The organism is Telluria sp. LT2P34, assembly GCF_059685915.1.
In genome coordinates, this window is record NZ_JCASIN010000007.1 from 104692 (window position 1) to 126761 (window position 22070).

Sequence of the window (22070 nt, forward strand, 5' to 3'; positions counted from 1 at the left end):
TCGACCTCCCTACACTCGCCTGTCTCGCATGTCATTGATATTGTTGAGTTTTTTAGCCCCCAGGATATTAGGAGAAAGACATGAAAATGCATAAACTAGTTAAAACACTGCTTGGCGCCTCGGTCGCGGCCGCGCTGAGCCTGTCGTTCAACGCCAGCGCCCAGACGAGTGGCAGCGCAGGTGCGCAGGCAAGCGATCAGAGTAGGACCAGCGACACCAGCAAGAGCAAGAAGAAGCAGAAGAAGAGCAAGTCCGGCCAGAGCGGCTCGAGCAGCAGCAGTGCGACCGGCTCCAGCGGTACGGCCGGCAGCGCGAGCGGCGCAGCGGGCACCGGCGCCACCAGCGGCGCCGACAGCAGCACCAGTGGTACAAGCGGCACAAGCGGCACAAGCGGCACAACTGGCACAAGCGGCGGCGCGGCGACGAGCGGCGAGATGGGCAGTAGCGGTGCGATGGGCACGGCCGGCGGCGCCAAGGGCGTAGGCACGGGCGGCAGCACCAGCGGCGCCTCCGGCATGGAAGGCAGTTCCGGCACGAGCACCGAGACAGGCGGCAGCGGCGCAACGGGGACGGGCGGCGGCGCCAAGGGCGTCGGCACCAGCGGCACCTCGGGCACGACTGGCACCAGCGGCACCTCGGGCACGACTGGCACCAGCGGCACCAGCGGCACTACTGGCACCAGCGGCACCTCGGGCACCACCGGCACCACCGGCACCAGCACCGGCACTACCGGCCGCAGCTACTGAACCGGCGCGGAAAAAAAACACCGGCCGAGGGCTGGTGTTTTTGTTCGCTCAGGCCGCCGTTCACACCTTGCGAACGAATTCCGATTTCAGGCTCATCGCCCCGAAGCCGTCGATCCTGCAGTCGATATCGTGGTCGCCGTCGACCAGGCGGATATTCCTGACCTTCGTTCCCTGCTTGATGACGCCGCCGGAGCCTTCGGTTTCAGGTCCTTGATCACGGTCATGCCGCGTAGCGCAGGGCCAGGCTCTCGCGTTCGCCGGTCCTTGCTTTTCCGGCCCCCGCAGCGGCCGGGCTGGCGTCAAGTTTGTCGAAGCGGAAGGTCGAGACCACCTGCGACAGTGCATATGCCTGCTCGCGCATCGCTTCCGATGCGGCGGCCGCTTCCTCCACCAGCGCCGCATTCTGCTGCGTGACCTGGTCCATCTGCGTGATCGCCTCGTTCACCTGCTCGATGCCGACCGATTGTTCCTGGCTGGCCAAGGCGATGTCCGACATGATCGTGGTCACGCGGCTGATGCTCGCGACGATTTCCTGCATCGTCGCGCCGGCTTCCGACACGAGGCGGCTGCCTTCTTCCACCTTGTCGACCGAGTCGCCGATCAGGGACTTGATTTCCTTGGCGGCGCTGGCCGACCGTCCGGCCAGGGTGCGCACTTCGGAGGCGACGACGGCAAAGCCGCGGCCCTGCTCGCCGGCGCGCGCCGCTTCGACGGCCGCATTCAGGGCCAGGATATTCGTCTGGAAAGCAATGCCGTCGATGACGGCGATGATGTCGACGATTTTCTTCGAGGACGTGGTGATCGCGTCCATCGTCTGCACCACGCGCTCGACGGTGGCGCCGCCGCGGCCGGCCACGCTGGACGCCGATTGCGCCAGTGCATTGGCCTCGCGGGCATTGTCGGCATTCTGGCGGACGGTCGAGGTCAGCTCTTCCATCGAGGAAGCGGTCTCTTCCAGCGAACTGGCCTGCTGCTCGGTACGCGCCGACAGTTCCAAATTGCCGGCCGAGATTTCGTCGGCCGCCCTGGCGATCGTTTCGGTGCCGCTGCGGACCTGGCCGACGATGCCGACCAGATTCTCGTTCATTTCCTTGAGCGCACCCATCAGTGCGCCGGTCTCGCTGGCGCCCCCGGCTTCGATGTGGCTGCTCAGGTCGCCTTTGGCGACCGTCTGCGCCACTACCAGTGCCGCGCGCACCGGCAGCGCAATCGCACGGCCGATGAAGGTGGCGAACGCAATTCCGGCCAGCAGCGCAACTGCCGACAAGCCAAGCTGGATATGGCGCGCCGACTCGAAGGCGCCGGTAATCGCCGCGCCGTCGGCGCTCATCGCCGTCTTCTGGTAAGCCACCAGGCGGCGCACGCTGTCGACGTAATTGCGTACTTTCGGCACCATGTCCGCCTCGAAGAACTTCGCGGCGGCCTCGACCTCGCCATCGGCCTTGTGCTTGAATGCCTTCTTGCGCGCGTCGCGATAGGCTTCACGCGTGGTGAGGATTTCCGCAAACAAGGCGTTGGCGGCCGGGTCGCCGGCAACCGTTTCCTTGGTGGCCGCCTGCAGCACGTCGGCCCGTTTCGACGAGGCCGCCATTGCATCCATGAATAATTTTTCGGTTTCCGGGTCGGCCAGTTTGGCGACCGCCAGCGTGCGCGTGGCATTGACTTCGATAATCGACAGCCACTCATCCAGGCGGTCGGTATGGGCCGTGCTTTCGCCGAGGAGGCGCGTATTCAGGGCACCGATTTTATGGTTCTGCGCCAGGCTGACGCCGACCAGCACCAGCATCAATGCCAGGACCGTGCCGAAGCCGGCAATGAGGAGGGTGCGGATTTTATAGTTGTTCAGGTTCATGGACGACCTTGCAATCCCTGGAATGGGATGAATGAATGAATGGTATTTCCGTGTGGAAATCTCACTGATTCTTGCATTTAATGTGAACGCGGTCGCGAAAAATTACACAATTGGCCAGCATTTAGTTTTCAACGTGGCGGTAGGACAACGGAACAAGCGGGCGAAAAAAAACGCCAACCGGCAGCGGTTGGCGTCATGGACAACAGCCTGGCCGGGCGTCAGCCTTCCGACTTGGCCTGTTGTGCCTGTAGCTGGTCGCGCAGCTGGTGGGGAGCGACGTGCGTGTAGTCCTTGTTGAATTCCGTCTTGATCAGCGGCTTCAGGTGCGGATCGAAGTTGGCGCGCAGCGAGCCGAGAAATTGCGGCGAGGCCGACAGCACGATGCGGTCGAACAGTCCTTCCTGATGGGATTTCATCAGGAATTTCGAGATGTCTTTCGCGAACAGCTCGGTTTCGTGTTCGGCAGGCGTCTGGTTCGGCTCGTACATCGAGGTCGGGGCGCCGGAAGCGCCACCGCTCGGGGCATTGTTGTGAACCGCCGCGCCGCTCTGGGCGCTGCCGATGCTGTGGCTGCTACTGCCCGCCGCCTTCGGTCCCAGCCTGTCGGTCTCGGTTTCCTGGGTGCGCGTGCGCGCGCCGCTGTTCACCATATCTTGCAGTTCCTTGAGTGGTTCTGCTGGATCGTTCTCGGAAAAGAATCGTGCCCGGCCGGCGTTGGCCGTGATAATCCAGGTTGTTGGCATGCTACCCCCTGTCAATAGTATGAATCGTGAATGATGTTCGATCCCGCCCGAACAGGCTGGAGATCGAGCGCAACAGATATCGACCGGCGATCGCATACGGATGAATCGAGCTTCCACCAGCGCGACCCGGCTGTGCGCCTCGGTGCATCTGCATGCCGATCGTCGCGTGATTTGAGTATAGCATCGGGGTATCGAACCCCGACGCACGCGGGAAGCGGCGCCGGCGCCGGCCGCTCTTGGCAGGCTCTGCCATTTGGATTAGCATCCTCCGGTTCACAACCATTCCAAGCCGGAGACACCATGAAGCCCACTTTGTGCAGCACCCTGATCGCCGGGCTGTTCGCCGTCGCCTCCCACGCGGTCGCCGCACCTCCCGCCACTGCCGTCTCCGGCGTCGACGTCGCGGCGGTCGATACCGGCGTGCGCGCACAGGACGACTTCTTCCGTTACAGCCAGGGCAAATGGCTGAAAGACGTCGACATCCCGTCCGACCGTTCGAGCTGGGGCGCCTTCAACGTCGCCCAGGACAAGGTCGAGGGCCAGGTCCGCGCCATCATCGAAGGCGCCGCGGCGGCGAAGGGCGCCAAGCCTGGATCTCAGGCGCAGAAGATGGGCGACTACTACAGCAGCTACATCGACCAGGCGCGCCGCGATGCGCTGGGCCTGGCGCCTTTGAAGAAGGAACTGGCGCGCGTGAATGCGCTGAAGGACAAGCAGGGCATCGCCGCCTTGAGCGCGCACTTCGCGCGCATCGGCGCCGGCGCGCCGCTCGACATGTATGTGGGCCAGGACAACCGCGATTCGACCCGCCTGATCGTGGGCATCGGCCAGTCGGGCCTGGGCCTGCCGAACCGCGATTACTACCTGCAGGACGACGCGCGCCTGAAAGACATCGCCGGCAAGTACCAGGCCCACATCGAAAAGATGCTGGCGCTGGCCGGCCACACGGATGCTGCTGCCAAGGCTGCGCAGGTCGTCGCCCTGGAAACGGAGATCGCGCGCATCCAGTGGAGCGCCGTCGAAAACCGCGACCCGGTCAAGCGCTACAACAAGCTGTCGTACGCGCAGTTGAAGGCCTTGATGCCGAATTTCGACTGGACTGCCTTTGCCAGGGGAACGGGCGTGCACGGCAAGGTTGACTCGCTGATCGTCAACCAGCCGAGCTACCTGGCCGGCCTGGACAAGCTGATCGCCAGCACGCCGCTCGAGGTGTGGAAACCGTATTTCGAATTCCGCCTGCTCAGCAGCTATGCGTCCTACCTGTCGCAGCCTTTTGTGGACGAGAGCTTCGCCTTCCGCGGCGCCGTGCTGTCGGGCGCCAGGGAAAACCGCACGATCGAAAAACTCGCCATTGCCCAGGTCAACCGCGACCTCGCCGAAATCGTCGGCAAGGTCTATGTCGAGAAGCACTTCCCGGCGGAGCGCAAGCAGCAGGTCGAAGCGATGGTGAAGAATTTCGTGATCGCCTTCCGCGAAGGCATCCAGACCCTTGACTGGATGAGCGAGGACACCAAGAAGCAGGCGCAGTTGAAACTGTCGAAGATGAAGGCGAAGATCGGCTACCCGGACAAGTGGCGCGATTACTCGAGCTTGGCAATCGACAAGGGCGACCTGGTCGGCAACGTGCTGCGCGCGCGCGAATTCGGCCACCAGTACAGCATCGCCAAGCTGGGCAAACCGGTCGACCGCGCCGCCTGGAGCATGTCGCCGCAGACCGTCAACGCCTATTACAGCCCGACCCTGAACGAAGTCGTGTTCCCGGCCGCGCGCCTGCAGTATCCGCTGTACGACGCCGATGCCGAACCGGCCGTCAACTACGGCTCGGTCGGTATCTCGATCGGCCACGAGATCAGCCACGCTTTCGACGACAAGGGTTCGCAGTTCGACGGCGACGGCAACCTGCGCAACTGGTGGACCAAGGAAGACGCGGAAAAATTCGCGGCGCGCGGCAAGGTGCTGGTGGCCCAGTACGGCGCCTACAGCCCGCTGGCCGGCTACAAGGTGAATGGCGAACTGACGCTGGGCGAAAACATCGCCGACAACGCCGGCGCCATCATGGCCAGCCGCGCCTATAAAATCTACCTGGCCGGCAAACCAGCGCCGGTCATCGACGGCTTCACGGCCGAGCAGCGCCTGTTCATGGGCCTGGCCCAGGCCCGGCGCGGCAAGGCGCGCGACGCCGCCCTGATCTCGCAAGTGAAGTCCGATCCGCACTCGCCGTCGGAATTCCGCGTCAACGGCAGCATGCGCAACCACCCGGGCTTCTACGAAGTCTACGACGTGAAACCGGGCGACAAGATGTACCTGGCGCCGGACCAGCGCGTCATTTTCTGGTAAGGGGAAATCGCGGGTTTACCTCGGTACCCCGAACACCTGGGTCCAGTAGGCAAACCCGGGCATCTTCGCCCGGCGAATGTCGTAACCCGCGCCCATCTCGACGAAGGCCGGGTTCATCAGGTTGGCGCAGTGGCCCGGGCTGTCGAGCCAGCCGGCCACCGCCTCCTGGCCTGAGACCTGCCCGGCCGCGATGTTTTCTCCGATCAGGCGCCACCGGTAGCCGGCGCGCTCGGCGCGCGTACCGACTTCGCTGCCATCCGTTCCGGTGTGCCTGAAATGGCGGTGCGCCGCCATGTCGCGGCTGTGCGTGATCGCTGCGGCGGCCAGTGCGCCGTTCCAGGCCAATGGCGGGGCCGCGCCGTAGGTGCGTGCGCCGCAGCTGCGCGGAACAGCGCGTGCCTGGTTCACGGCGTCGAGGATCTGCAGGCCCATGGCTTCCTGGCCGGGCAGGGCCAGCGGCGACATCGGCCGCGCCAGCACGATCGTCCATTGGTCGCCGCGGCGGGTGGCGCCGATTTCGCTGACGTCGGGATTGAGCAGCGCACGGCAATAGGGCTGGCGGATCACGTCCATCACGGCAGCCGGGTCGAGCGTTCCGCCGACATGGATCACCTCGGAACGGGCCGCATGATAACCGAGGTCCGAGAGGGCCGATTCGGGAAAGCTGCCGGCGCCGATGCGCACCCGCGCCAGCGCGGCGTTCGCACGCAGGGGCGGCGCCGGCGCCAGGCGCCGTCCTTCGCAGCGCGCGGGCGCGGCGCGGTAGTCGTTGATCAGGGCGACGAGGCCGGCATCGGGCTGGGCGTGGGCCATGCCGGGCGCCAGGACGCCAAGCGCCATCATGGAGGTGCAAATCGAGCGGAACATCGGCATCGCGAATCGGCGGGCGCAAGTGGGTCTGGCCGCCAGCATACCGCGCTGTGGCGTGCCCGACAATCGGCGCAAGCGCCCCTTAAGCTTCTCCAAAGCCGCCGAGTGCGTCGCCCTCCTGGCCGGCCAGCATCGGCGAAATGTCCGGATCGCGCGAGAAGGCGTCGGCAAAGAAGGAAACGAAGTGGCCGATCTTGAGCGAGGGCCGGCGCGCCGGCTGGAACACCACGTTCAGCGGCAGCGGCGGCAGCCGGTAGCGCGTCAGGATCGGTTTGACGCGCCCGGCGCGGATGTCGTCGCCATATACCCATTGCGGCGTGTAGCAGATGCCGAGACCCTCGACCACGGCCTGGCGGATCGCTTCCGAACTGTTCGACTGCAGGTGGCCGGCGACATGCACCGTGTGCTGGTTACCCGCCTCATCCTGGAAACGCCATTCGTTCAGGTTGGCCAGTCCGGTGTAGACGATGCACTGGTGCTCGCGCAGCTCATGCGGATGCTGCGGTTCGCCGTGCTGCGCAAGATAGGCGGGCGAGGCGAGGGCGGCGCGGTGGGCGGTGCCGATGCGGCGCGCGATCAGCCGGCTGTCCTTCAGTTCACCGACCCGAAACGCCACGTCGATGCCGCCGACGACCAGGTCGACGAAACTGTCGTCCAGCTGCAGGTCGACCTTCAGTTTCGGGTAGCGCGCAAAAAAGCTGCCCAGGCGCGGCACGATGTGCAGGCGCCCGAAGGAGACCGGCGCCGCTACCCGCAGCACCCCCGAAATCTCGTTTTCGGTGCGCTGGATCTCGACCCGTGCTTCTTCGAGCGTGTCGAGCACCTGGCGGCAGCGCTCGTAGTAACGCTTGCCCGCTTCGGTCAGGGCGTGGCTGCGCGTCGAGCGCACCAGCAGCTTGGCCCCGAGCATGGTTTCCAGTGCCTGCACCTGCTTGCTGATGCTGGACTGGGTGCTGCGGCCCTCGCGCGCGACGGCCGAGAAATTCCCGGTTTCGACGACCCGCACGAAAGTTTCCATCAGTTGCAGCCGATCCATGCAGCGCCTCCATCTATTCCTGTCAGGAATAGATCATATCATTCGTGCGGCCTACCTATCTGCCTCAGGAATACTCATACTGTTCATTGTAGTGGCCGCCGGCGCTTGCCCCCAAGAGGGTTGTGCGACCGGCGGCCCCCGAATCAGGCAACTTTATGGAAATGGAGCAGCACATGACCCAGAAACTCTTTCAACCCACCCGTATCGGCGATATCCATGTGGCGAACCGTGTCGTGATGGCTCCCCTGACGCGCAGCCGCGCCGACGAGCCGGCCGGCGACGTGCCGGGCAGCCCCATGAACGTCGAATACTATCGCCAGCGCAGCAACGCCGGCCTGATCATCAGCGAAGGCACGCAGGTGTCGCCAATCGGCAAGGGCTATATGGCCACGCCCGGTATTTATTCGGATGCCCAGGTCGAAGGCTGGAAGCCGATCACCCAGGCCGTGCACGACGCGGGTTCGAAAATCGTCGCCCAGATCTGGCACGTCGGCCGTGTGACCCACCCGCACCTGACCGGCGGCGCGCAGCCGATCGCCCCGTCGGCGGTGGCGCCGAACGTGACCGCCTATACCCGCGCCGGCAAGGTCGACGTGGTCGAGCCGCGCGCGCTGGCGCTCGATGAAATCAAGGACATCGTCGAGGAATTTCGCCGTGGCGCCGCGAACGCGATCCGCGCCGGTTTCGACGGCATCGAATTGCATGGCGCGAATGGCTACCTGATCGACCAGTTCCTGCGCGACGGCGCCAACCGGCGCACCGACGAATACGGCGGTTCGATCGAAAACCGCTGCCGCTTCGCCCTGGAAGTCGTCGACGCCGTAGTGGCGGAGATTGGCGCCGGACGCGTCGGTATCCGCCTGTCGCCGGTGACGCCGGCCAACGACCTGTCGGACAGCAATCCGCAAGCCGTGTTCGCCTACCTGGTCGAGGAATTGAACAAGCGCGGCATCGCCTTCATCCACTTCATCGAAGGCGCCACCGGCGGCCCGCGCGACGTGCCGGGTTTCGATTTCGCATGGGCACGCCAGGCCTTCAAGGGTACCTACATCGCCAACAATGGGTACACGCGTGAGATGGCGATCGACGCGGTCGAATCCGGTCAGGTCGATGCGGTGGCCTTCGGCCGCCTCTACATCGCCAACCCGGACCTGGTGCAGCGCCTGCAGCAGGATGCGCCGCTGAACCAGCCGAACCCGCAGACTTTTTATACGCCGGGCGAAGTCGGCTACACCGACTACCCGACGCTGGACCAGGCGGCATAAGCGCCCGGTCGAGAACGCAAAATGCCAACCCGAGGGTTGGCATTTTTTTTGGCTACCGCCGTCGCGCGGTGTTGCTTGCCTTAGTTCGAACCGCCCACGGGCGCGGTTGCGGCCGGCGCAGGCAAGGTAGTGGCGGTCGCGTCGTTGATGCCGTCTTTCATGATGATCTGCAGCAGGGCAGGGTAATCGTAGGCCGCGCCGGAGGCCATGTCGACACCGGCGCCGATCGCGCCGCCGAAGATGATATTCCCGGCCAGCATCGCCTTGGTCGAGGATTTGAAGGTCGCGCTCGTGGTCGGCAGGCCCGACTTGTCGCAGGTGACGACCATGTCGCCGTAGGCGCGGTGCACGGTGACGGTGCCCGGCGTGGTGACGTAGTACACGCCCTTGTCGTTCTGCAGCTTGCAGCTGGCGCCGCTGACGCTGCCTGCCGCCGCGCGGGTTTCCACCGAGACGACCTGGTTGGTGCCGTTCACGATCGATGCACAGCCGGTCAGGCCGGCAAAAGCCAGCATGGCACCAAGGCAGGCGCTCGTACGGATCATTTTCTTCGTGCTCATTTCCATCTCCCTAGTAATGCCAGACTTTGCCGGCTAATTCTTATGGGAAAATTATTGCACAAAAGAATACCAATAGTTGCAAATATTTAGTTTATGCCAGCCTTTGCCGGCGCCATCGCCGTCGCCTGTGCCCCGGGCGCATTCATCATGACGCGCACCAGGGCGGGATAGCCATAAGCGGCGCCGCTGGCGACATCGACCATGGCGCCGATCGGAAACAGGATGTTGCCGGCCACCGTGTAGCCCAGTGTCGATTTGACCCGCACGATGCTGGTCGCCAAGCCCGCTTTGTCGCAGGTGACGGTCAGGTCGCCATCGGCACGCATCACGCGCAGGCTGCCGGGCGTGGTCAGGTAATAAAAACCCTTCTTGTTCTGCAGTTTGCAGTTGGCGCCGGTCACGGGGCCGGCCGCGGAATAGGTTTCCACCGAGACTACCTGGTCGTCGCCGGAAGTCATGGACGCGCAGCCGCCCATGGCGGCCAGTATGAGCACACTCCCCAGGCGGCTGGCCATGCACATGATGTTCCTGGTATTCATCGACTATCCTAGTTGCTGAAAATTATTGTCCGAAATATAACATTAATCGGGCGGGGGAAGTCGCCCGCTTGCGGCGTCCGCTTGCCACGCACACGATTGCTTCGAGTCATACATCCGTCCGGCATTACAATTGGTGCAACTAATCCGGGAATCCACCATGCGACTTCGCGCCATCGTCTCAGCCTGCCTGTTCGCCTCAAGCATTGCCTCATCCGTCCACGCGCAACAGGTCGTCCGGATCGGCACCGCCTCGCCGCTCTCCGGCCCCGGCGCCCACCAGGGCAAGGACATCGAAAATGGCGCGCGCATGGCGATCGACGAGCTCAACGCCAAGGGCATCGTCATCGGCGGCCAGAAAATCCAGTGGGTCCTGCAGCCCGAGGACGATGCCAGCGATCCCAGGACCGGCACCGCGGTCGCCCAGAAGCTGGTCGACGCCAAGGTGGCGGCGGTGGTGGGCCACCTGAACTCGGGGCCGACGGTGCCGGCCTCGAAAATCTATGCGAACGCCGGTATCCCGCAGATCTCGCCGGCTGCCACCACGCCGCTCTACACGAACCAGGGTTTCAAGACCGCGTTCCGGGTCGTGGCCAACGACAACCTGGTCGGCAGCACGCTGGCAAACCATGCGATCGTGACCATGAAAGCGCGCAAGATCGCCGTCATCGACGACCGCACCGCCTTCGGCCAGGGCCTGGCCGACGAATTCATCAAGGGCGTCAAACGCGCCGGCCCGGCGAGCGGCGCCGCCATCGTCAGCCGCCAGTTCACCCACGACAAGGCAACCGATTTCAACGCCATCCTGACCCAGATCCGCGCGCGCGACCCGGACGTGATTTTCTATGGCGGCATGGATGCCGTCGCCGGCCCCATGCTCAAGCAGATGAAGGCGCTCGGACTGCGCGCGAAAATGGTTGCCGGCGACGGCATCTGCTCGGAAAAGCTGCCGCAGCTGGCCGGCGACGCGCTCGGCGAGGACAAGGTGTTTTGCGTGGTGGCCGGCGGCGTCAGCGGCGCGCAGGAAGCCGGTTTTCACGCTTTCAACGAGCGCTACCGCCAGCGTTACAAGATGGAAGTGCAGACCTATGCGCCGTACGCCTACGACGCGACCATGGTGTTCGCCGCCGCCATGCAGAAAGCCGGTTCGGTGGACCCGGCCAGGTTCCTGCCGGCGCTGGCGCAGACCAGGCACGAGGGCATCACCGGCAGCATCGCCTTCGATCCGAAAGGCGACCTGCGCAACGCGGCGCTGACCTTGTACACCTACCGCCAGGGCAAGAAGACCAAGCTGCAGGTGCTGCGTTAACAGGCGCCGCGTGCCGGGCTGACGCCGGCCCGGCTCAGGTCTTGCTGGTGCAGGGCTGCACCAGATCGAGCTTGGGATTGTAGACGGCGGTACTGACGTTCAGCAGTCCCAGTACCGAGTGGAAGACATGGTCGTGCGAGAATTCCTGGCCGGTGCGCGCCGCCAGGCAGGCCGGATTGATATGGAAGCGTGTGCGAAAGCCGTCGGACAGCCAGAGCATCATCGGCACCTGACGCTGTTCGGGCGGCGAAATGATCCAGGGCGCGCCATGCAGGTACAGGTTGTGCTCGCCCAGCGACTCGCCATGATCGGACACATACAGCATGGCCGTATCGGCCCCCTCGCCAGCCGCGGCACGCAGCAGGTCGATCGTCTGGCTGAGGAAATAATCCGTGTACAGGATCGTGTTGTCATAGGCCGCCACGATGGATTCCTGTGAGCAGTGGTCGAGCTCGGTGGTACGACACACGGGGCCGAACTTACCGAAGCGTTCCGGGTAGCGTTTCCAGTAGGCCGGACCATGGCTGCCCTTCTGGTGCAGGACGATCACCATGTCTTGCGTGCTGTCGCGAATGCGCTGCGGCAGGCCGCGCAGCAGCCGTTCGTCATGGCATTCCTCGCCATCGCAGAGGGGGTCGCCGGGGCCCGGCGCGGTCCAGTCTTCATACGCGATGCGGTCGCAGGCGCCCTTGCATCCGGAATTATTGTCGCGCCACAGGACCTTGAAGCCGGCATGGGCCAGTACGTCCAGCAAGCCTTCCTGGCTGTTCGCCTTGTCCGCCGTGTAGGCGCTGCGCCCGAAATGGGAAAACAGGCAGGGTAGCGACACCGCGGTCGCGGTCCCGCACGAACTGACCTTCCGAAAATTGATCAGTCCGGCTTGCCTCGACAGCAGCGGATTGGTCTGGCGGCCGTAGCCGTTGAGCGAGAAATTCATGGCGCGCGCCGTCTCGCCCACCACGATCACGGTCACCGTTTTCCGATGCGGACCCGCGTTCCACGCCATGCCCTTGACCGCGTCGGTGCCGAGCGGGGCCATGACACTTGGCCTTGTCCCTTTGCGTTTCAGGTAGCTGTGACTGGCCTGGAACAGGTTGGTCGGCGTCAGCAGGAAGCGCAGCTCGCGGTGCTCGCGCACGGCCGGCGCCAGCGTCTTGAACAGCAGCATCAAGAGGACCACGATCGCGATCAGCGACAGCGCCACCGTGCCCAGCTGCAGCTGCAGGCTGCGCCGCAGCGGCGGGAAACGCAGCGGCAGCCGCCATACCACGAGGGAAGGCAGGATGCCGAGCAGGGTGACGCTTTGCAGCATCTGCCAGTTCAACAGCTCGTAGGCTTCGCCGGCATCCGTCTCGAACACGTTCTGGACCATCGCGGCATCGATGACGACCCCGTAGTGGTTCATGAAATAGGAGGCGAATGCGGCGCTCAGGAACAGCGCGATCAACACCGGCTTGATGAGGTACCTGAAACTGAGCAGCGAAAGCAGGGCATTAAAAAACAGTACCAGCAAGGCAAAAGCGCCCAGCCAGATCGGCAGCTTGGCGAGGTGAAGTCCGCCGGTGGCGAAGGCAAACGCTTTCCAGAATTTCAGGTTATCGACCAGGACCAGGAAGATGGAGCACAGCAGCGTCAGCAGGGAAGCGCTGAGGCGGGGGAGGGCGGGAATGTTCACTGGATAGGCTTCGTTTCGAAGCTTCCACACTACCCGCAGGCCGGTAAACCCCGCGTCAAGAGGCGGTTAAGACCAGGTTAAGCACGCCTGGCGTCCGGCTCCGGGGGGAAACGCAGCTCGATACAGCTACCGCCTACCCGCTCGCGGAGGATCAGGTCGGCGCCGAGGTGGGCGCAGATGCGCTGGACCAGTCCCAGCCCGAGCCCGGTTCCGGACGACCCGCGCTCGCCCTCCGGCATCGGTTCCTTGCGCAGGCGCGCACGGGCGCCCTGCGGCAGTCCGGGACCGGTATCCTCGACCACCACGCTGCTGCCTTCGAGCCGGACTTCGACCAGGCCGTGCTCGGTGTACTGGCAGGCGTTGCGTACCAGGTTGCCGATCGCGGCCAGCACCAGCTCGCGCACGCCGTGCACGAGAAAATCGTCGCCGCCGGCATAGCGCAGCACGACCTGGCGGTTCGCCACCAGCCCCTGGCAACGGGCTACCTCGGCGCTGGCGAGCGCCGCGGCCGGCATCGCCGTCCACTCCAGCTGCTCGGGCGAACGCGCCAGGCGCAGCAGCATCGAGGTGACGTCGCTGGCGCTGCGTGCGGCGCGGTAGATCCTGTCGGCCGGCGCATACAGCGCCGGATCGTGTCTTGCCTGCTCCAGCAGCAGCTCGGCCGCACCTGTAATGATGGTCAGGGGCGTGCGCAGCTCGTGGCTGACGTCGCCGGTGAAAAAGCGTTCGCGGTCGAGGAATTGATTCAGCTCCGCCGTATGGCCGGTGATGGTACGCGCCAGCAGGCCGAGTTCGTCCTGGCGATCCTGCAGCGGTAACCGCGGAGCACGTTGTTCCACCGCTTCGGCCAGTTCCACGATCGGGTCGACGATCCGGTTGCCGAGAAAGCGTCCCAGGGCCACGGCAAAGCCCATGAAGCCGAGGAAGGCGACGGCGAACATCGAATACACGACCAGTTCGATCTGCTCGTAGGCGCTGGCGTGGTCGACGACGGCCCATTCGCCCCTGCCGTCGCGTCCGCGCAGCACGTGCAGGTCGACGCCGTCCACCGTCACCTCATGCACGCCCTCGGGCAGGGCGCGCAGGGAATGTGGAATGCCGGCGCCATGGTGATAACTGAGTCCGGCCGGCAGGTCGACCGGGAGTGCGCCGGCGCTGCGCGGGCCGGCCCAGGCCGCGACTTCTTCGAGGCGTTCATCGACCAGCTCGATCTCGATTCCCTCGACCGCGATGGCCGCGATGATGGCGAAGAACACCGACGAGATGACGGCAAAGGTCAGGTAGGCACGGGTGATGCGCCGCCGCAGGGACGCAGCTTTATGCATCGGCCGGATCCGGTGCGGCCGGGACGAGCTTGTAGCCGACCTTGGCGATGGTATGCAGCATCGGCTGCGGGAAGGGTTTGTCGAGTGCCTGGCGCAGCGCGTGGATATGCACCCGCAAGGCATCGGTGTCGGGCGGGTTGTCGCCCCACAGTGCGTGTTCGATCCGGTCGCGCAGCACCACTTTCGGGGTTTCCCGCATCAGGAGCTTGAGGATCGTGTAGCCGGTCCTGGTCAGCGCCAGCGGCGTTCCGGCACGGCTGGCCTGGAAGGTTTCGGTGTCGAAGACCAGGTCGCCGACGGTCAGCACGGCGCTGGCGGTGCCGGCGCCGCGCGCGCGGCGCACCAGGGCCTTCAGGCGCGCTTCGAGCTCGACCAGCGAGAACGGCTTGACCAGGTAATCGTCGGCGCCGCTGTCGAAGCCGGCCACCTTGTCCTCGAGGGTATCGCGCGCGGTCAGCATCAGCACCGGCGTGTTCTTGCGCAGTTCGCCGCGCAGTTTCTGGCACATCTCGAGGCCGTTCAGGCCGGGCAGCATCACGTCGAGCACGATCGCGTCATAGTCGTGCTCGCTGGCGAGCGCCAGCCCGCCATAGCCATTCGGCGCCGAATCGAGCACATAGCCCTTCGGCTCGAGAAATCCGTACAGGTTGGCGACGATGTCGGCGTTGTCTTCGATAATCAGGATGCGCATCGGGTGATTATAGAGGCGCCGCCGCTATTTCGGCAGCCGGTAGCGCTGCTCGCGGTAGAGCAGCGAGGGCAGCATGACATGCGCCATCGCCCGGTCGACGTTTGCCTTGCCGGGAGCGGCGGCGCCGAGCACCAGCTTGCCGCTGGCGGCGTCGTAATCGCCCTGCAAGGGCTGCTTCCCGGGCTGCAGGATGGTGGCGGAAGACCCTTCCAGCCAGGCGAAAGAGTTATCGAACTGCAGCATCGCCCTTCCTGGCGCAGTGCTGCCCTGGCTCAGGTCGCGCCCGATCATCGGATGCGTGCTGGAGACGCCAAGCAGCGACAGCAGCGTCGGGCCCAGGTCGATCTGGCTGGCCATCGTCTTGATCCGGCGCGGTTGAATGCCGGCGCCGAGGATCAGGCCGGGGATATGAAATTTCTTGATCGGCACCAGGCTGTCGCCGTAGACCCGGTTGTCGTGGTCGGCGACGATCAGGAACACGGTATCGCGCCAGTAGTCCTGCTCCTTGGCCGCGCGAATGAATTTGCCCAGTGCATGGTCGGCATACTTGACCGCATTGTTGACGCCCTGCTTGACCGGGTCGTGCAGCGCGATTTTACCGTCCGGGAATTCGAACGGTTCATGGTTCGAGGACGTGAAGATCAGGCTGAAGAAGGGCTTGTCTTGCGCATGCAAGTGACGCAGGCGCACCAGGGCCGTATCGAACAGGTCTTCGTCGGAGGCGCCCCAGCTGCCCTCGAAGCGCGGCTGCATCTGGCGCCGGTCCACGACATTCTGGAAACCGTTACCGGTGAAGAAGGAGCGCATGTTGTCGAAGTGCGCTTCGCCGCCGTACACGAACTCGGTCTGGTAGCCCTGCTTGCCCAGGCCGAGCGCCAGCGTGTAGAAATTCTGCTGCGCCAGCGACAGTTTTACCACGCTGCGCGCCGGGGTCGGCGCATAGCCGGCCACCACCGCCTCGATGCCGCGTACCGAGCGCGTGCCGGTGGCATACAGCTGCTCGAACCACCAGCCCTCGTGCTTGAGCTTTTCCAGTTCCGGCGTGACGGGCAAGCCGCCCAGCGATTGCACGAAGGTGGCGCCTAGGCTTTCCTCGAGCACGATGACCAGGTTGAGCGGCCTTTTGCGGGAAACGGCGGCTTGCTGGAAATGCAGGGTGGGAAGCTCGGGATTCGTGAAGCGGTAGCCGTTCAGCCATGGCGCGGCGGTGACTTCGGCCAGTATCTGTTCGCGCGGCATGCTGCCATAGATTTCCGAAGAGCTGGCTTCCTTGCGCAGCGAAGCGATCGCATCGAGCACCGACCACGCCGAATTGATGACCAGCGAATTGACCAGCGCGTCGCCGCTCAGTGCGAACATCGCCGGATTGGCCGGGCGGTGCGCCGTCGTGGAGCGGATCTGCACCAGCGCTACCAGCACCAGCAGGGGCCAGGTCAGCAGCAGCTTTTTGGCGGGCCACATCGTCATCCGATCCGACGCGCGTTGCAGCGTCCGGTGCAAGGCCCAGGCCAGCAGCAGGGTGGCCCCGATCGTCAGGAGCAGGGCCAGGCGGTAACCGTGCCACAGGGTGCCGAACACTTCGGCCGGGTAGGCCAGGTATTCGACGAACAGGCGGTTCGGCCGCACATCGTATTGCATGATGAATTGGGGCGAGGCCAGTTCCATGAAACCGATGAACACCAGCGCAAAGGTCGTCCACCACGCGCTCAGCCCGGCCCACAGGCGCGCGCTGCGCCGGTGCGCCAGGAAGGGCGCGAGCAGCAGGGGAAGTACGAGAAAGTAGCCGAGCAAGATCAGGTCGGCACGCACGCCCTGCACGAAAATTTCACCGAACATGCCGGCCGCAGCCACCCGCTCGTGTTGCCAGGCTACGAGGGCGATGCGCGACAGCGACAGCATCGCCAGTCCACCCGCCAGCAGGTAGAACAGGTTCAAAAAGGGACCGGCCCGGTGCCACCAGCGTGTTTCGGCCCGGGTGGCAAGGCGCTGGGCGGGAAGACAGGCGGCGGGTGCGTGGTTCATGTGCTCGATGTGCGGAAAATCGGCCCATGTTAGCGGGCGCCGTGTCTCGGACCCGTTAAGCTGCGGTTAAATTCCCGTTAAACCCGGACCTGGCCGGGATGCGTATGCTAGGGTCGCTTGTTCAACACCATTTCCGGAGCCCCATGAAATCCTTGCCATCCCTCCTCGCAGCCGCCTGCCTTGCGGCCGGCTGTGCCGCACCCCAGGCCCCGCCCGACCCGCGCGACGCTTTCATGGCGACCTTGCAAGGCATGTGCGGCCAGCGCTTCGAAGGGGCGCAGGCCTATGCGATCGACCCCAACAACGATTTCGCCGGCAAGAAGATATCGACCCAGGTCGTCTGCAGCGCGGCTGGCGTGCGCATGCCGGTGCTGGTCGGCGAAAATCGCTCGCGCACCTGGATCTTCACCCGTGGAGCGGCCGGGCTGGAACTGCGGCACGATCACCGCCATCCGGACGGCACGCCTGACGCGGTGACGATGTACGGCGGCATGGCGAAGGAGGGCGGCACGGCACGCACCCAGTCCTTCCTGGCCGACGGCCTTACCGCTAAAATGGTTCCAGGAGCAGAAACCAATGTCTGGACCGTCAGCGTCAGCGAGGATGGAAACGAGTTGCACTATCGCCTGGAGCGGCATGCGAAGCCGCGTGCGGAATTCGTATTGAAGCGCACGCCTGGCTAGCGCCGGAACCAACGCTCGTGCAGTAGGTCTGAACTTTATTGGCTGCGATTAGTCTGTCGTGGCAGGGAGTTGCAGAGCATGAACCCGGATGTTCATGGCGACACCATTCCGGTAGAACTGGAGCGATCCTGCGCTCTGGAGCCGATCCATCTGCTGGGTACGGTGCAGTCCTATGGTTTCCTGATGGTCGTGGACTTGGCGAGCGGGTGCATCGTGCAGGTGTCCGCCGGCATCGTGCGCCACTGGCCCGGCCTGCAGGATGCCCACGACCTGCTCTCCCGGCCGCTGTCCGACTGGATTGCCGCCATCGACGAGCGCGAACCACCCGATGGCGCCTCCCTTGAACCGGGCCTGCAATCGCTGCCGGAATCGCACCTGGTGGCCTTGCCCTGGCGCCCGCGCTTCGAACAGACCGCGCTGCCCGCTTCATCCTTGCAGGCGGATCAGGCCGCCAGTCAGTGGGAATGCCTTGGCCACCGGCGCCAGGGTAGGGCCCTGCTGGAATGGCTGCCCGTGAATGGCAACCTCGACGAAGTACGGCGCCAGAACCAGATACTCACCGATTTCGGGGAGGTGATCGGGCGTTTGCGCCGCGCCGCCGGACTGGATTCGTTTTTCAGCGAGTGTGTCAAGGTCATCCAGGAAATCAGCACCTTCGACCGGGCCATGATCTACCGTTTCCTGCCCGATGGCGGCGGTGAAATCGTGGCCGAGCATACCTCCGAAGATTACGAGTCCAAATACCTGGGCTTGCGCTTTCCCCCTTCCGACATTCCGGCGCAGGCACGCGCGCTCTATCTCATCAACAAGCTGCGCGTGCTGGCCGACGTGGAAGCGTCGATGGATACGCTGGTGCCGCCACTGTTGCCCGGCGGGGAAGCGCTCGACCAGTCCCATTGCATGTTGCGCGGCCTGTCGCCGGTGCACCTGTCGTATTTGCGGAATATGGGCGTGCGCGCCACGATGACCCTGTCGATCGTGTGCGACGGTAAGCTGTGGGGACTGATCGCCTGCCATCATCACCAGCCCAGGACGCCCCCCTACCAGCTCAGGGAAGGCATGCGCCAAGTCTGTGAATTGCTGGCCGAAATCACGAACATGCGCATCGAGGCGCTGTCGCACCTGGAATCGGTGCGCCAGCGCCTGACGCTCGATCGTTTGCTCAACCAGTTTCACCAGGCCCTGATCCAGGACGGCGATATTCCCTCCGTACTCGACGTCTGGCTGCCCAGGCTGTTGTCGGCATTTAATGCGGACAACCTGGGTGTGCGCATCGGTACGCTTGCGTATGTCGGCGGGCCGGGCGAGCGCCATGGCTCCACGCACCAGATCCTCGACGAGGTCGCGGCGCGGCTGGATGCCCAGAGCCGCAGCCCGCACGTGCAGATGATCGACGACCTGCTCACGTCCAGGAAGCGCTCCCTCGTGTTCCTGCCGGAAGCGGCCGGCCTGTTGCTGGCGCAACGCCATGTTGAGGACATCATTTTCTGTTTCATGACGCGCAAGGAAACGGTGCGCGAAGTGCGCTGGGGCGGCGAGCCGGTCAAGTCCCTGGTGGCGCTTCCCGATGGCCAGGTGCGACTCGAGCCACGCCGCTCGTTTGCTGCCTGGCAGGAGTCGGTGCGGGGCCATTCGGAGCGCTGGGAGCAGATGGCTGCCGACGCCCTGCAAAACCTGCTGCAGATCCTGAGCGAGGTGGACAAATTGCAGAGCAACCGGAAGATGCAGGAAACCCTGCATTACCGGGCCCACCATGACCATCTCACCGGACTGTACAACCGGCGCGCGATGGAAGACGAGGTCTCGCGGCGCCTGGAAGACGGCCAATACAACACGGCCCTGATGCTGCTCGACCTGGATCATTTCAAGAAGATCAACGACACCTATGGCCATGAAACCGGGGACCAGGTGCTCCAGCACCTGAGCTTGCGGCTGAAGGCCGTAATGCGCGAATTCGACCTGCTGGCGCGGCTGGGCGGCGACGAATTCATGCTGCTGCTGCAGATCCCGCATCCGACCCCGGCGATTGCCCTGACCTTCGCCGAGCGCCTGCACCAGGCGGTGGCCACCCCCTTCGAGGTCAACGGCCAACAGCTGCGGCTGGGAATTTCCGTGGGTATTGCGATCCCGCCCGGTCATGGTCATTCCGTGAGCGAACTGCTGCGCCACGCCGACCTGGCGCTGTACCAGGCGAAATCCCAGGGCCGCAGCCGCAGCGTGGTGTTCGAGACGGCGATGGCGGAGAACCAGCTCGATTATTACCTGCTCGAACGCGACCTGAACGAAGCGGTGGTCCGGGACCAGCTGTCGCTGGTGTTCCAGCCCAAGGTCGACCTGATCACCCGCAAAGTAGTCGGCCTAGAGGCGCTGGTGCGCTGGAATCATCCGACTCGCGGTCAAAACACTCCCGGTTCCTTTATTCCGATCGCCGAAAACAGCGACCAGATCATCGAGATCGACCGCTGGGTCATTCGCAACGCCATTGCGGAACAGGCGCGCCGCCAGGCCAGCGGCCTGCCGATGCTGCCGGTCGCCATCAATCTCTCGATCGCCGATATCCTGTCGCCCAACCTGGTGGACTATTTCAACCAGTTACTTGAGGAATATAAAGTGCCGCCCGCCGCCCTGGAAATCGAGGTGACCGAGTCCTGCTTCATGCGCCAGCTCAGCCAGACCCAGGGCGTATTGCGGGCGCTGAACGAGCATGGCATATCCACCACGCTCGATGATTTCGGCACCGGCTTTTCCTCGCTCAGCCACCTGCGGCAATTGCCCTTGCAGTGCCTGAAAATCGACCAGTCGTTTACCGCCAGCATGCTCGAGGATGCGAACGCGGAAAAACTCACCCAGGCCATCGTCGCTATGGGCAATGCCTTGAAGATGACCATCGTGGCCGAGGGGGTCGAAACCCGCGAGCAGATGAACTGGCTGCTGGCCCATGGCTGCCATATCGGGCAAGGCTATTATTTCAGCCCGCCGGTGCCGTCCGAAGACTTGCTGCAGGTGGTCGAGCGGATTGAAGTGCGGCTGGCAGCCTGAAGACCGGATCAAGAACGGCGCGCGCCGTCCCCGCCGATATAAATCGCCCTGAAGTCATTTACATTCGTCAGGGTCGGGCCGCACACCACCGCGTCCCCGAGTGCCCCGAAAAAGCCGTGGCCGTCATTGTCGGCCAGGCTGGCGCGGGCGCGCAGGCCCAGCGCTTCGGCGCGCTCCAGGCTGTCCGGGGCCAGCAAGGCCCCGGCGATCTCTTCCTGGCCGTCGACGCCGTCGGTGTCGCAGGCAATCGCGTGCACGCCCGCCAGGCCATCGAGCGCCACGCCCAGCGACAGCAGGAACTCGACATTGCGTCCGCCGCGGCCGCCCCCGCGCACCGTCACCGTGGTTTCGCCGCCGGACAGAAGAATGCAGGGCGGTGCGAAAGGCTGGCCGCGCGTCGCCACCTGCCGTGCGATCCCGGCCATGACGATGCCGACCTCGCGCGCTTCGCCCTCGATGCTGTCGCCCAGGATGTGCGCGGGCACCCCGGCCGCGCGCGCCACCGCGGCGGCGGCCTCCAGCGCCATCTGCGGCGCCGTAATGATGGCGATGGCATGGCCGGCCAGGCGCGGGTCGCCCGGTTTCACCGACTCGCCGCGGCCGCTTTCCAGCAGGTCGCGCACCTGGGCCGGCACCGCGATGCGGTAGCGTTCCAGCACGGCCAGCGCGTCGGCGCAGGTGCTGGCGTCGGCGCAGGTCGGCCCGCTGGCGATGTCGACCGGGTCGTCGCCCGGCACGTCGGAAATCAAGAGGCTGACGACGCGCGCCGGATGGCAGGCGGCGGCCAGCCGGCCGCCCTTGATGGCGGACAGATGGCGGCGCACGCAGTTCATTTCGGTAATCGTCGCGCCACTGGCCAGCAGCGCCGCGTTCAGGCGCTGCTTGTCAAGCAGGTCCAGGCCCGGCGCGGGCAGCGGCAGCAGCGCCGAACCGCCGCCCGAGATCAGGCAGATCACCAGGTCGTCCGGACTCAAGCCTTCCACCATGTCCAGCATGCGCCTGGCCGCCCGCATGCCGGCGGCGTCCGGCACCGGATGAGCCGCTTCGACGATCTCGATGCGTTCGCAGGGCACGGCATAGCCATAGCGGGTGACGACCAGCCCGCTCAAAGGTCCCGGCCAGTGCGCTTCGAGCACGCGCGCCATCTCGGCCGAGGCCTTGCCGGCGCCGATGACCAGGGTGCGGCCGCGCGGCGGAGAGGACAGATAGGGCAGCAGGTGGGGCGGCAGGCAGAGTGCGGGCTGGGCGGCGGCGACGGCGGCGTCGAACATGGCGCGCAGCAGCGTGCGCGGGGAGCCAGCAAATCCGGTGTTGGGCATGTGTTTTCTTTCGATGAACGTTCCGCACTGCGGGCAATGGCCCGCACGTGGAAATGTACCAC

The 22070-nt window shown here is 64.9% G+C and carries 17 protein-coding genes and 1 pseudogene; 6 read left to right on the plus strand and 12 right to left on the minus strand.

The genetic code is table 11. The annotated features are described in order from the left end of the window. The first annotated feature begins 80 nt into the window (after positions 1-80). Positions 81-746 carry a hypothetical protein gene (locus AC56KZ_RS17670; RefSeq protein WP_497163498.1) on the plus strand — a complete coding sequence of 222 codons (666 nt, stop codon included), beginning with the start codon at positions 81-83 and terminating at the stop codon, positions 744-746. Positions 747-806: 60 nt separating this feature from the next. Here the strand turns inward: AC56KZ_RS17670 and AC56KZ_RS17675 are convergent. The 3 genes and pseudogenes from AC56KZ_RS17675 to AC56KZ_RS17685 form a co-directional block, all read right to left on the minus strand. Continuing rightward, a pseudogene (locus AC56KZ_RS17675) lies at positions 807-970 on the minus strand (alkylphosphonate utilization protein); the annotation flags it as partial. Next, positions 967-2598, minus strand: a complete 1632-nt coding sequence (locus AC56KZ_RS17680; protein WP_497163499.1) for a methyl-accepting chemotaxis protein — start codon at positions 2596-2598, stop codon at positions 967-969. The gene AC56KZ_RS17680 and the pseudogene AC56KZ_RS17675, both read right to left, overlap by 4 nt. 218 nt (positions 2599-2816) lie before the next feature. Next, positions 2817-3341 (minus strand): host attachment protein, encoded by a 525-nt coding sequence (locus tag AC56KZ_RS17685; RefSeq protein WP_497163500.1) that lies wholly within the window; start codon positions 3339-3341, stop codon positions 2817-2819. Positions 3342-3641: 300 nt separating this feature from the next. On the opposite strand from AC56KZ_RS17685, the gene AC56KZ_RS17690 reads away from it, so the two are divergent. Beyond that, a complete protein-coding gene (locus tag AC56KZ_RS17690) occupies positions 3642-5678 on the plus strand; it encodes a M13 family metallopeptidase (protein WP_497163501.1) in 2037 nt (678 codons plus the stop codon). Positions 5679-5693: 15 nt separating this feature from the next. Here the strand turns inward: AC56KZ_RS17690 and AC56KZ_RS17695 are convergent, their stop codons facing one another. Together AC56KZ_RS17695 and AC56KZ_RS17700 are read right to left on the minus strand one after the other, a co-directional pair. Further along, a complete protein-coding gene (locus tag AC56KZ_RS17695) occupies positions 5694-6545 on the minus strand; it encodes a CAP domain-containing protein (RefSeq protein WP_497163502.1) in 852 nt (283 codons plus the stop codon). An 85-nt stretch (positions 6546-6630) separates the two neighbouring features. Continuing rightward, the gene (locus AC56KZ_RS17700; RefSeq protein ID WP_497163503.1) at positions 6631-7584 is read right to left on the minus strand and encodes a LysR family transcriptional regulator; all 954 of its coding nucleotides are present in this window, start codon (positions 7582-7584) and stop codon (positions 6631-6633) included. 173 nt (positions 7585-7757) lie between these two features. Between AC56KZ_RS17700 and AC56KZ_RS17705 the strand changes: the two genes are divergently transcribed. Further along, a complete protein-coding gene (locus AC56KZ_RS17705; protein ID WP_497163504.1) occupies positions 7758-8849 on the plus strand; it encodes an alkene reductase in 1092 nt (363 codons plus the stop codon). 80 nt (positions 8850-8929) lie between these two features. On the opposite strand, the gene AC56KZ_RS17710 is transcribed toward AC56KZ_RS17705, so the two are convergent. Further along, positions 8930-9409, minus strand: coding sequence for a hypothetical protein (locus AC56KZ_RS17710; protein WP_497163505.1), 480 nt, complete (start codon positions 9407-9409; stop codon positions 8930-8932). Positions 9410-9495: 86 nt separating this feature from the next. Next, positions 9496-9948, minus strand: a complete 453-nt coding sequence (locus AC56KZ_RS17715; protein ID WP_497163506.1) for a hypothetical protein — start codon at positions 9946-9948, stop codon at positions 9496-9498. 157 nt (positions 9949-10105) lie between these two features. Between AC56KZ_RS17715 and AC56KZ_RS17720 the strand changes: the two genes are divergently transcribed. Next, positions 10106-11254 (plus strand): branched-chain amino acid ABC transporter substrate-binding protein, encoded by a 1149-nt coding sequence (locus AC56KZ_RS17720; RefSeq protein ID WP_497163507.1) that lies wholly within the window; start codon positions 10106-10108, stop codon positions 11252-11254. A 34-nt stretch (positions 11255-11288) separates the two neighbouring features. Here the strand turns inward: AC56KZ_RS17720 and AC56KZ_RS17725 are convergent, their stop codons facing one another. The 4 genes from AC56KZ_RS17725 to AC56KZ_RS17740 form a co-directional block, all read right to left on the minus strand. Beyond that, entirely contained in the window at positions 11289-12929 is a 1641-nt protein-coding gene (locus AC56KZ_RS17725; RefSeq protein WP_497163508.1) for a phosphoethanolamine transferase, read from the minus strand. Positions 12930-13006: 77 nt separating this feature from the next. Next, entirely contained in the window at positions 13007-14254 is a 1248-nt protein-coding gene (locus AC56KZ_RS17730) for a sensor histidine kinase (protein ID WP_497163509.1), read from the minus strand. Further along, positions 14247-14945, minus strand: coding sequence for a response regulator transcription factor (locus AC56KZ_RS17735; RefSeq protein ID WP_497163510.1), 699 nt, complete (start codon positions 14943-14945; stop codon positions 14247-14249). The genes AC56KZ_RS17730 and AC56KZ_RS17735 overlap by 8 nt, the downstream gene beginning before the upstream one ends. Before the next feature lie 24 nt (positions 14946-14969). Then, positions 14970-16967 carry an LTA synthase family protein gene (locus AC56KZ_RS17740; protein WP_497163511.1) on the minus strand — a complete coding sequence of 666 codons (1998 nt, stop codon included), beginning with the start codon at positions 16965-16967 and terminating at the stop codon, positions 14970-14972. A 143-nt stretch (positions 16968-17110) separates the two neighbouring features. Between AC56KZ_RS17740 and AC56KZ_RS17745 the strand changes: the two genes are divergently transcribed. After that, complete coding sequence (locus AC56KZ_RS17745; protein ID WP_497163512.1) at positions 17111-17650, plus strand: hypothetical protein; 540 nt, start codon at positions 17111-17113, stop codon at positions 17648-17650. A 78-nt stretch (positions 17651-17728) separates the two neighbouring features. Beyond that, a complete protein-coding gene (locus AC56KZ_RS17750; RefSeq protein ID WP_497163513.1) occupies positions 17729-20689 on the plus strand; it encodes a bifunctional diguanylate cyclase/phosphodiesterase in 2961 nt (986 codons plus the stop codon). 8 nt (positions 20690-20697) lie between these two features. Here the strand turns inward: AC56KZ_RS17750 and AC56KZ_RS17755 are convergent, their stop codons facing one another. After that, positions 20698-22008, minus strand: a complete 1311-nt coding sequence (locus tag AC56KZ_RS17755; protein WP_497163514.1) for a glycerate kinase type-2 family protein — start codon at positions 22006-22008, stop codon at positions 20698-20700. Between the last annotated feature and the right edge of the window lie 62 nt (positions 22009-22070).

Excerpts from the sequence above, each read along its gene's own strand:
- AC56KZ_RS17710 (WP_497163505.1), bottom strand. The coding sequence starts at position 9,409 with ATGAGCACGAAGAAAATGATCCGTACGAGCGCCTGCCTTGGTGCCATG.
- AC56KZ_RS17685 (WP_497163500.1), bottom strand. The coding sequence starts at position 3,341 with ATGCCAACAACCTGGATTATCACGGCCAACGCCGGCCGGGCACGATTC.
- AC56KZ_RS17745 (WP_497163512.1), top strand. The coding sequence starts at position 17,111 with ATGAAATCCTTGCCATCCCTCCTCGCAGCCGCCTGCCTTGCGGCCGGC.
- AC56KZ_RS17700 (WP_497163503.1), bottom strand. The coding sequence starts at position 7,584 with ATGGATCGGCTGCAACTGATGGAAACTTTCGTGCGGGTCGTCGAAACC.
- AC56KZ_RS17755 (WP_497163514.1), bottom strand. The coding sequence starts at position 22,008 with ATGCCCAACACCGGATTTGCTGGCTCCCCGCGCACGCTGCTGCGCGCC.
- AC56KZ_RS17680 (WP_497163499.1), bottom strand. The coding sequence starts at position 2,598 with ATGAACCTGAACAACTATAAAATCCGCACCCTCCTCATTGCCGGCTTC.
- AC56KZ_RS17705 (WP_497163504.1), top strand. The coding sequence starts at position 7,758 with ATGACCCAGAAACTCTTTCAACCCACCCGTATCGGCGATATCCATGTG.
- AC56KZ_RS17720 (WP_497163507.1), top strand. The coding sequence starts at position 10,106 with ATGCGACTTCGCGCCATCGTCTCAGCCTGCCTGTTCGCCTCAAGCATT.
- AC56KZ_RS17670 (WP_497163498.1), top strand. The coding sequence starts at position 81 with ATGAAAATGCATAAACTAGTTAAAACACTGCTTGGCGCCTCGGTCGCG.
- AC56KZ_RS17740 (WP_497163511.1), bottom strand. The coding sequence starts at position 16,967 with ATGAACCACGCACCCGCCGCCTGTCTTCCCGCCCAGCGCCTTGCCACC.
- AC56KZ_RS17715 (WP_497163506.1), bottom strand. The coding sequence starts at position 9,948 with ATGAATACCAGGAACATCATGTGCATGGCCAGCCGCCTGGGGAGTGTG.
- AC56KZ_RS17695 (WP_497163502.1), bottom strand. The coding sequence starts at position 6,545 with ATGTTCCGCTCGATTTGCACCTCCATGATGGCGCTTGGCGTCCTGGCG.
- AC56KZ_RS17690 (WP_497163501.1), top strand. The coding sequence starts at position 3,642 with ATGAAGCCCACTTTGTGCAGCACCCTGATCGCCGGGCTGTTCGCCGTC.
- AC56KZ_RS17730 (WP_497163509.1), bottom strand. The coding sequence starts at position 14,254 with ATGCATAAAGCTGCGTCCCTGCGGCGGCGCATCACCCGTGCCTACCTG.
- AC56KZ_RS17735 (WP_497163510.1), bottom strand. The coding sequence starts at position 14,945 with ATGCGCATCCTGATTATCGAAGACAACGCCGACATCGTCGCCAACCTG.
- AC56KZ_RS17750 (WP_497163513.1), top strand. The coding sequence starts at position 17,729 with ATGAACCCGGATGTTCATGGCGACACCATTCCGGTAGAACTGGAGCGA.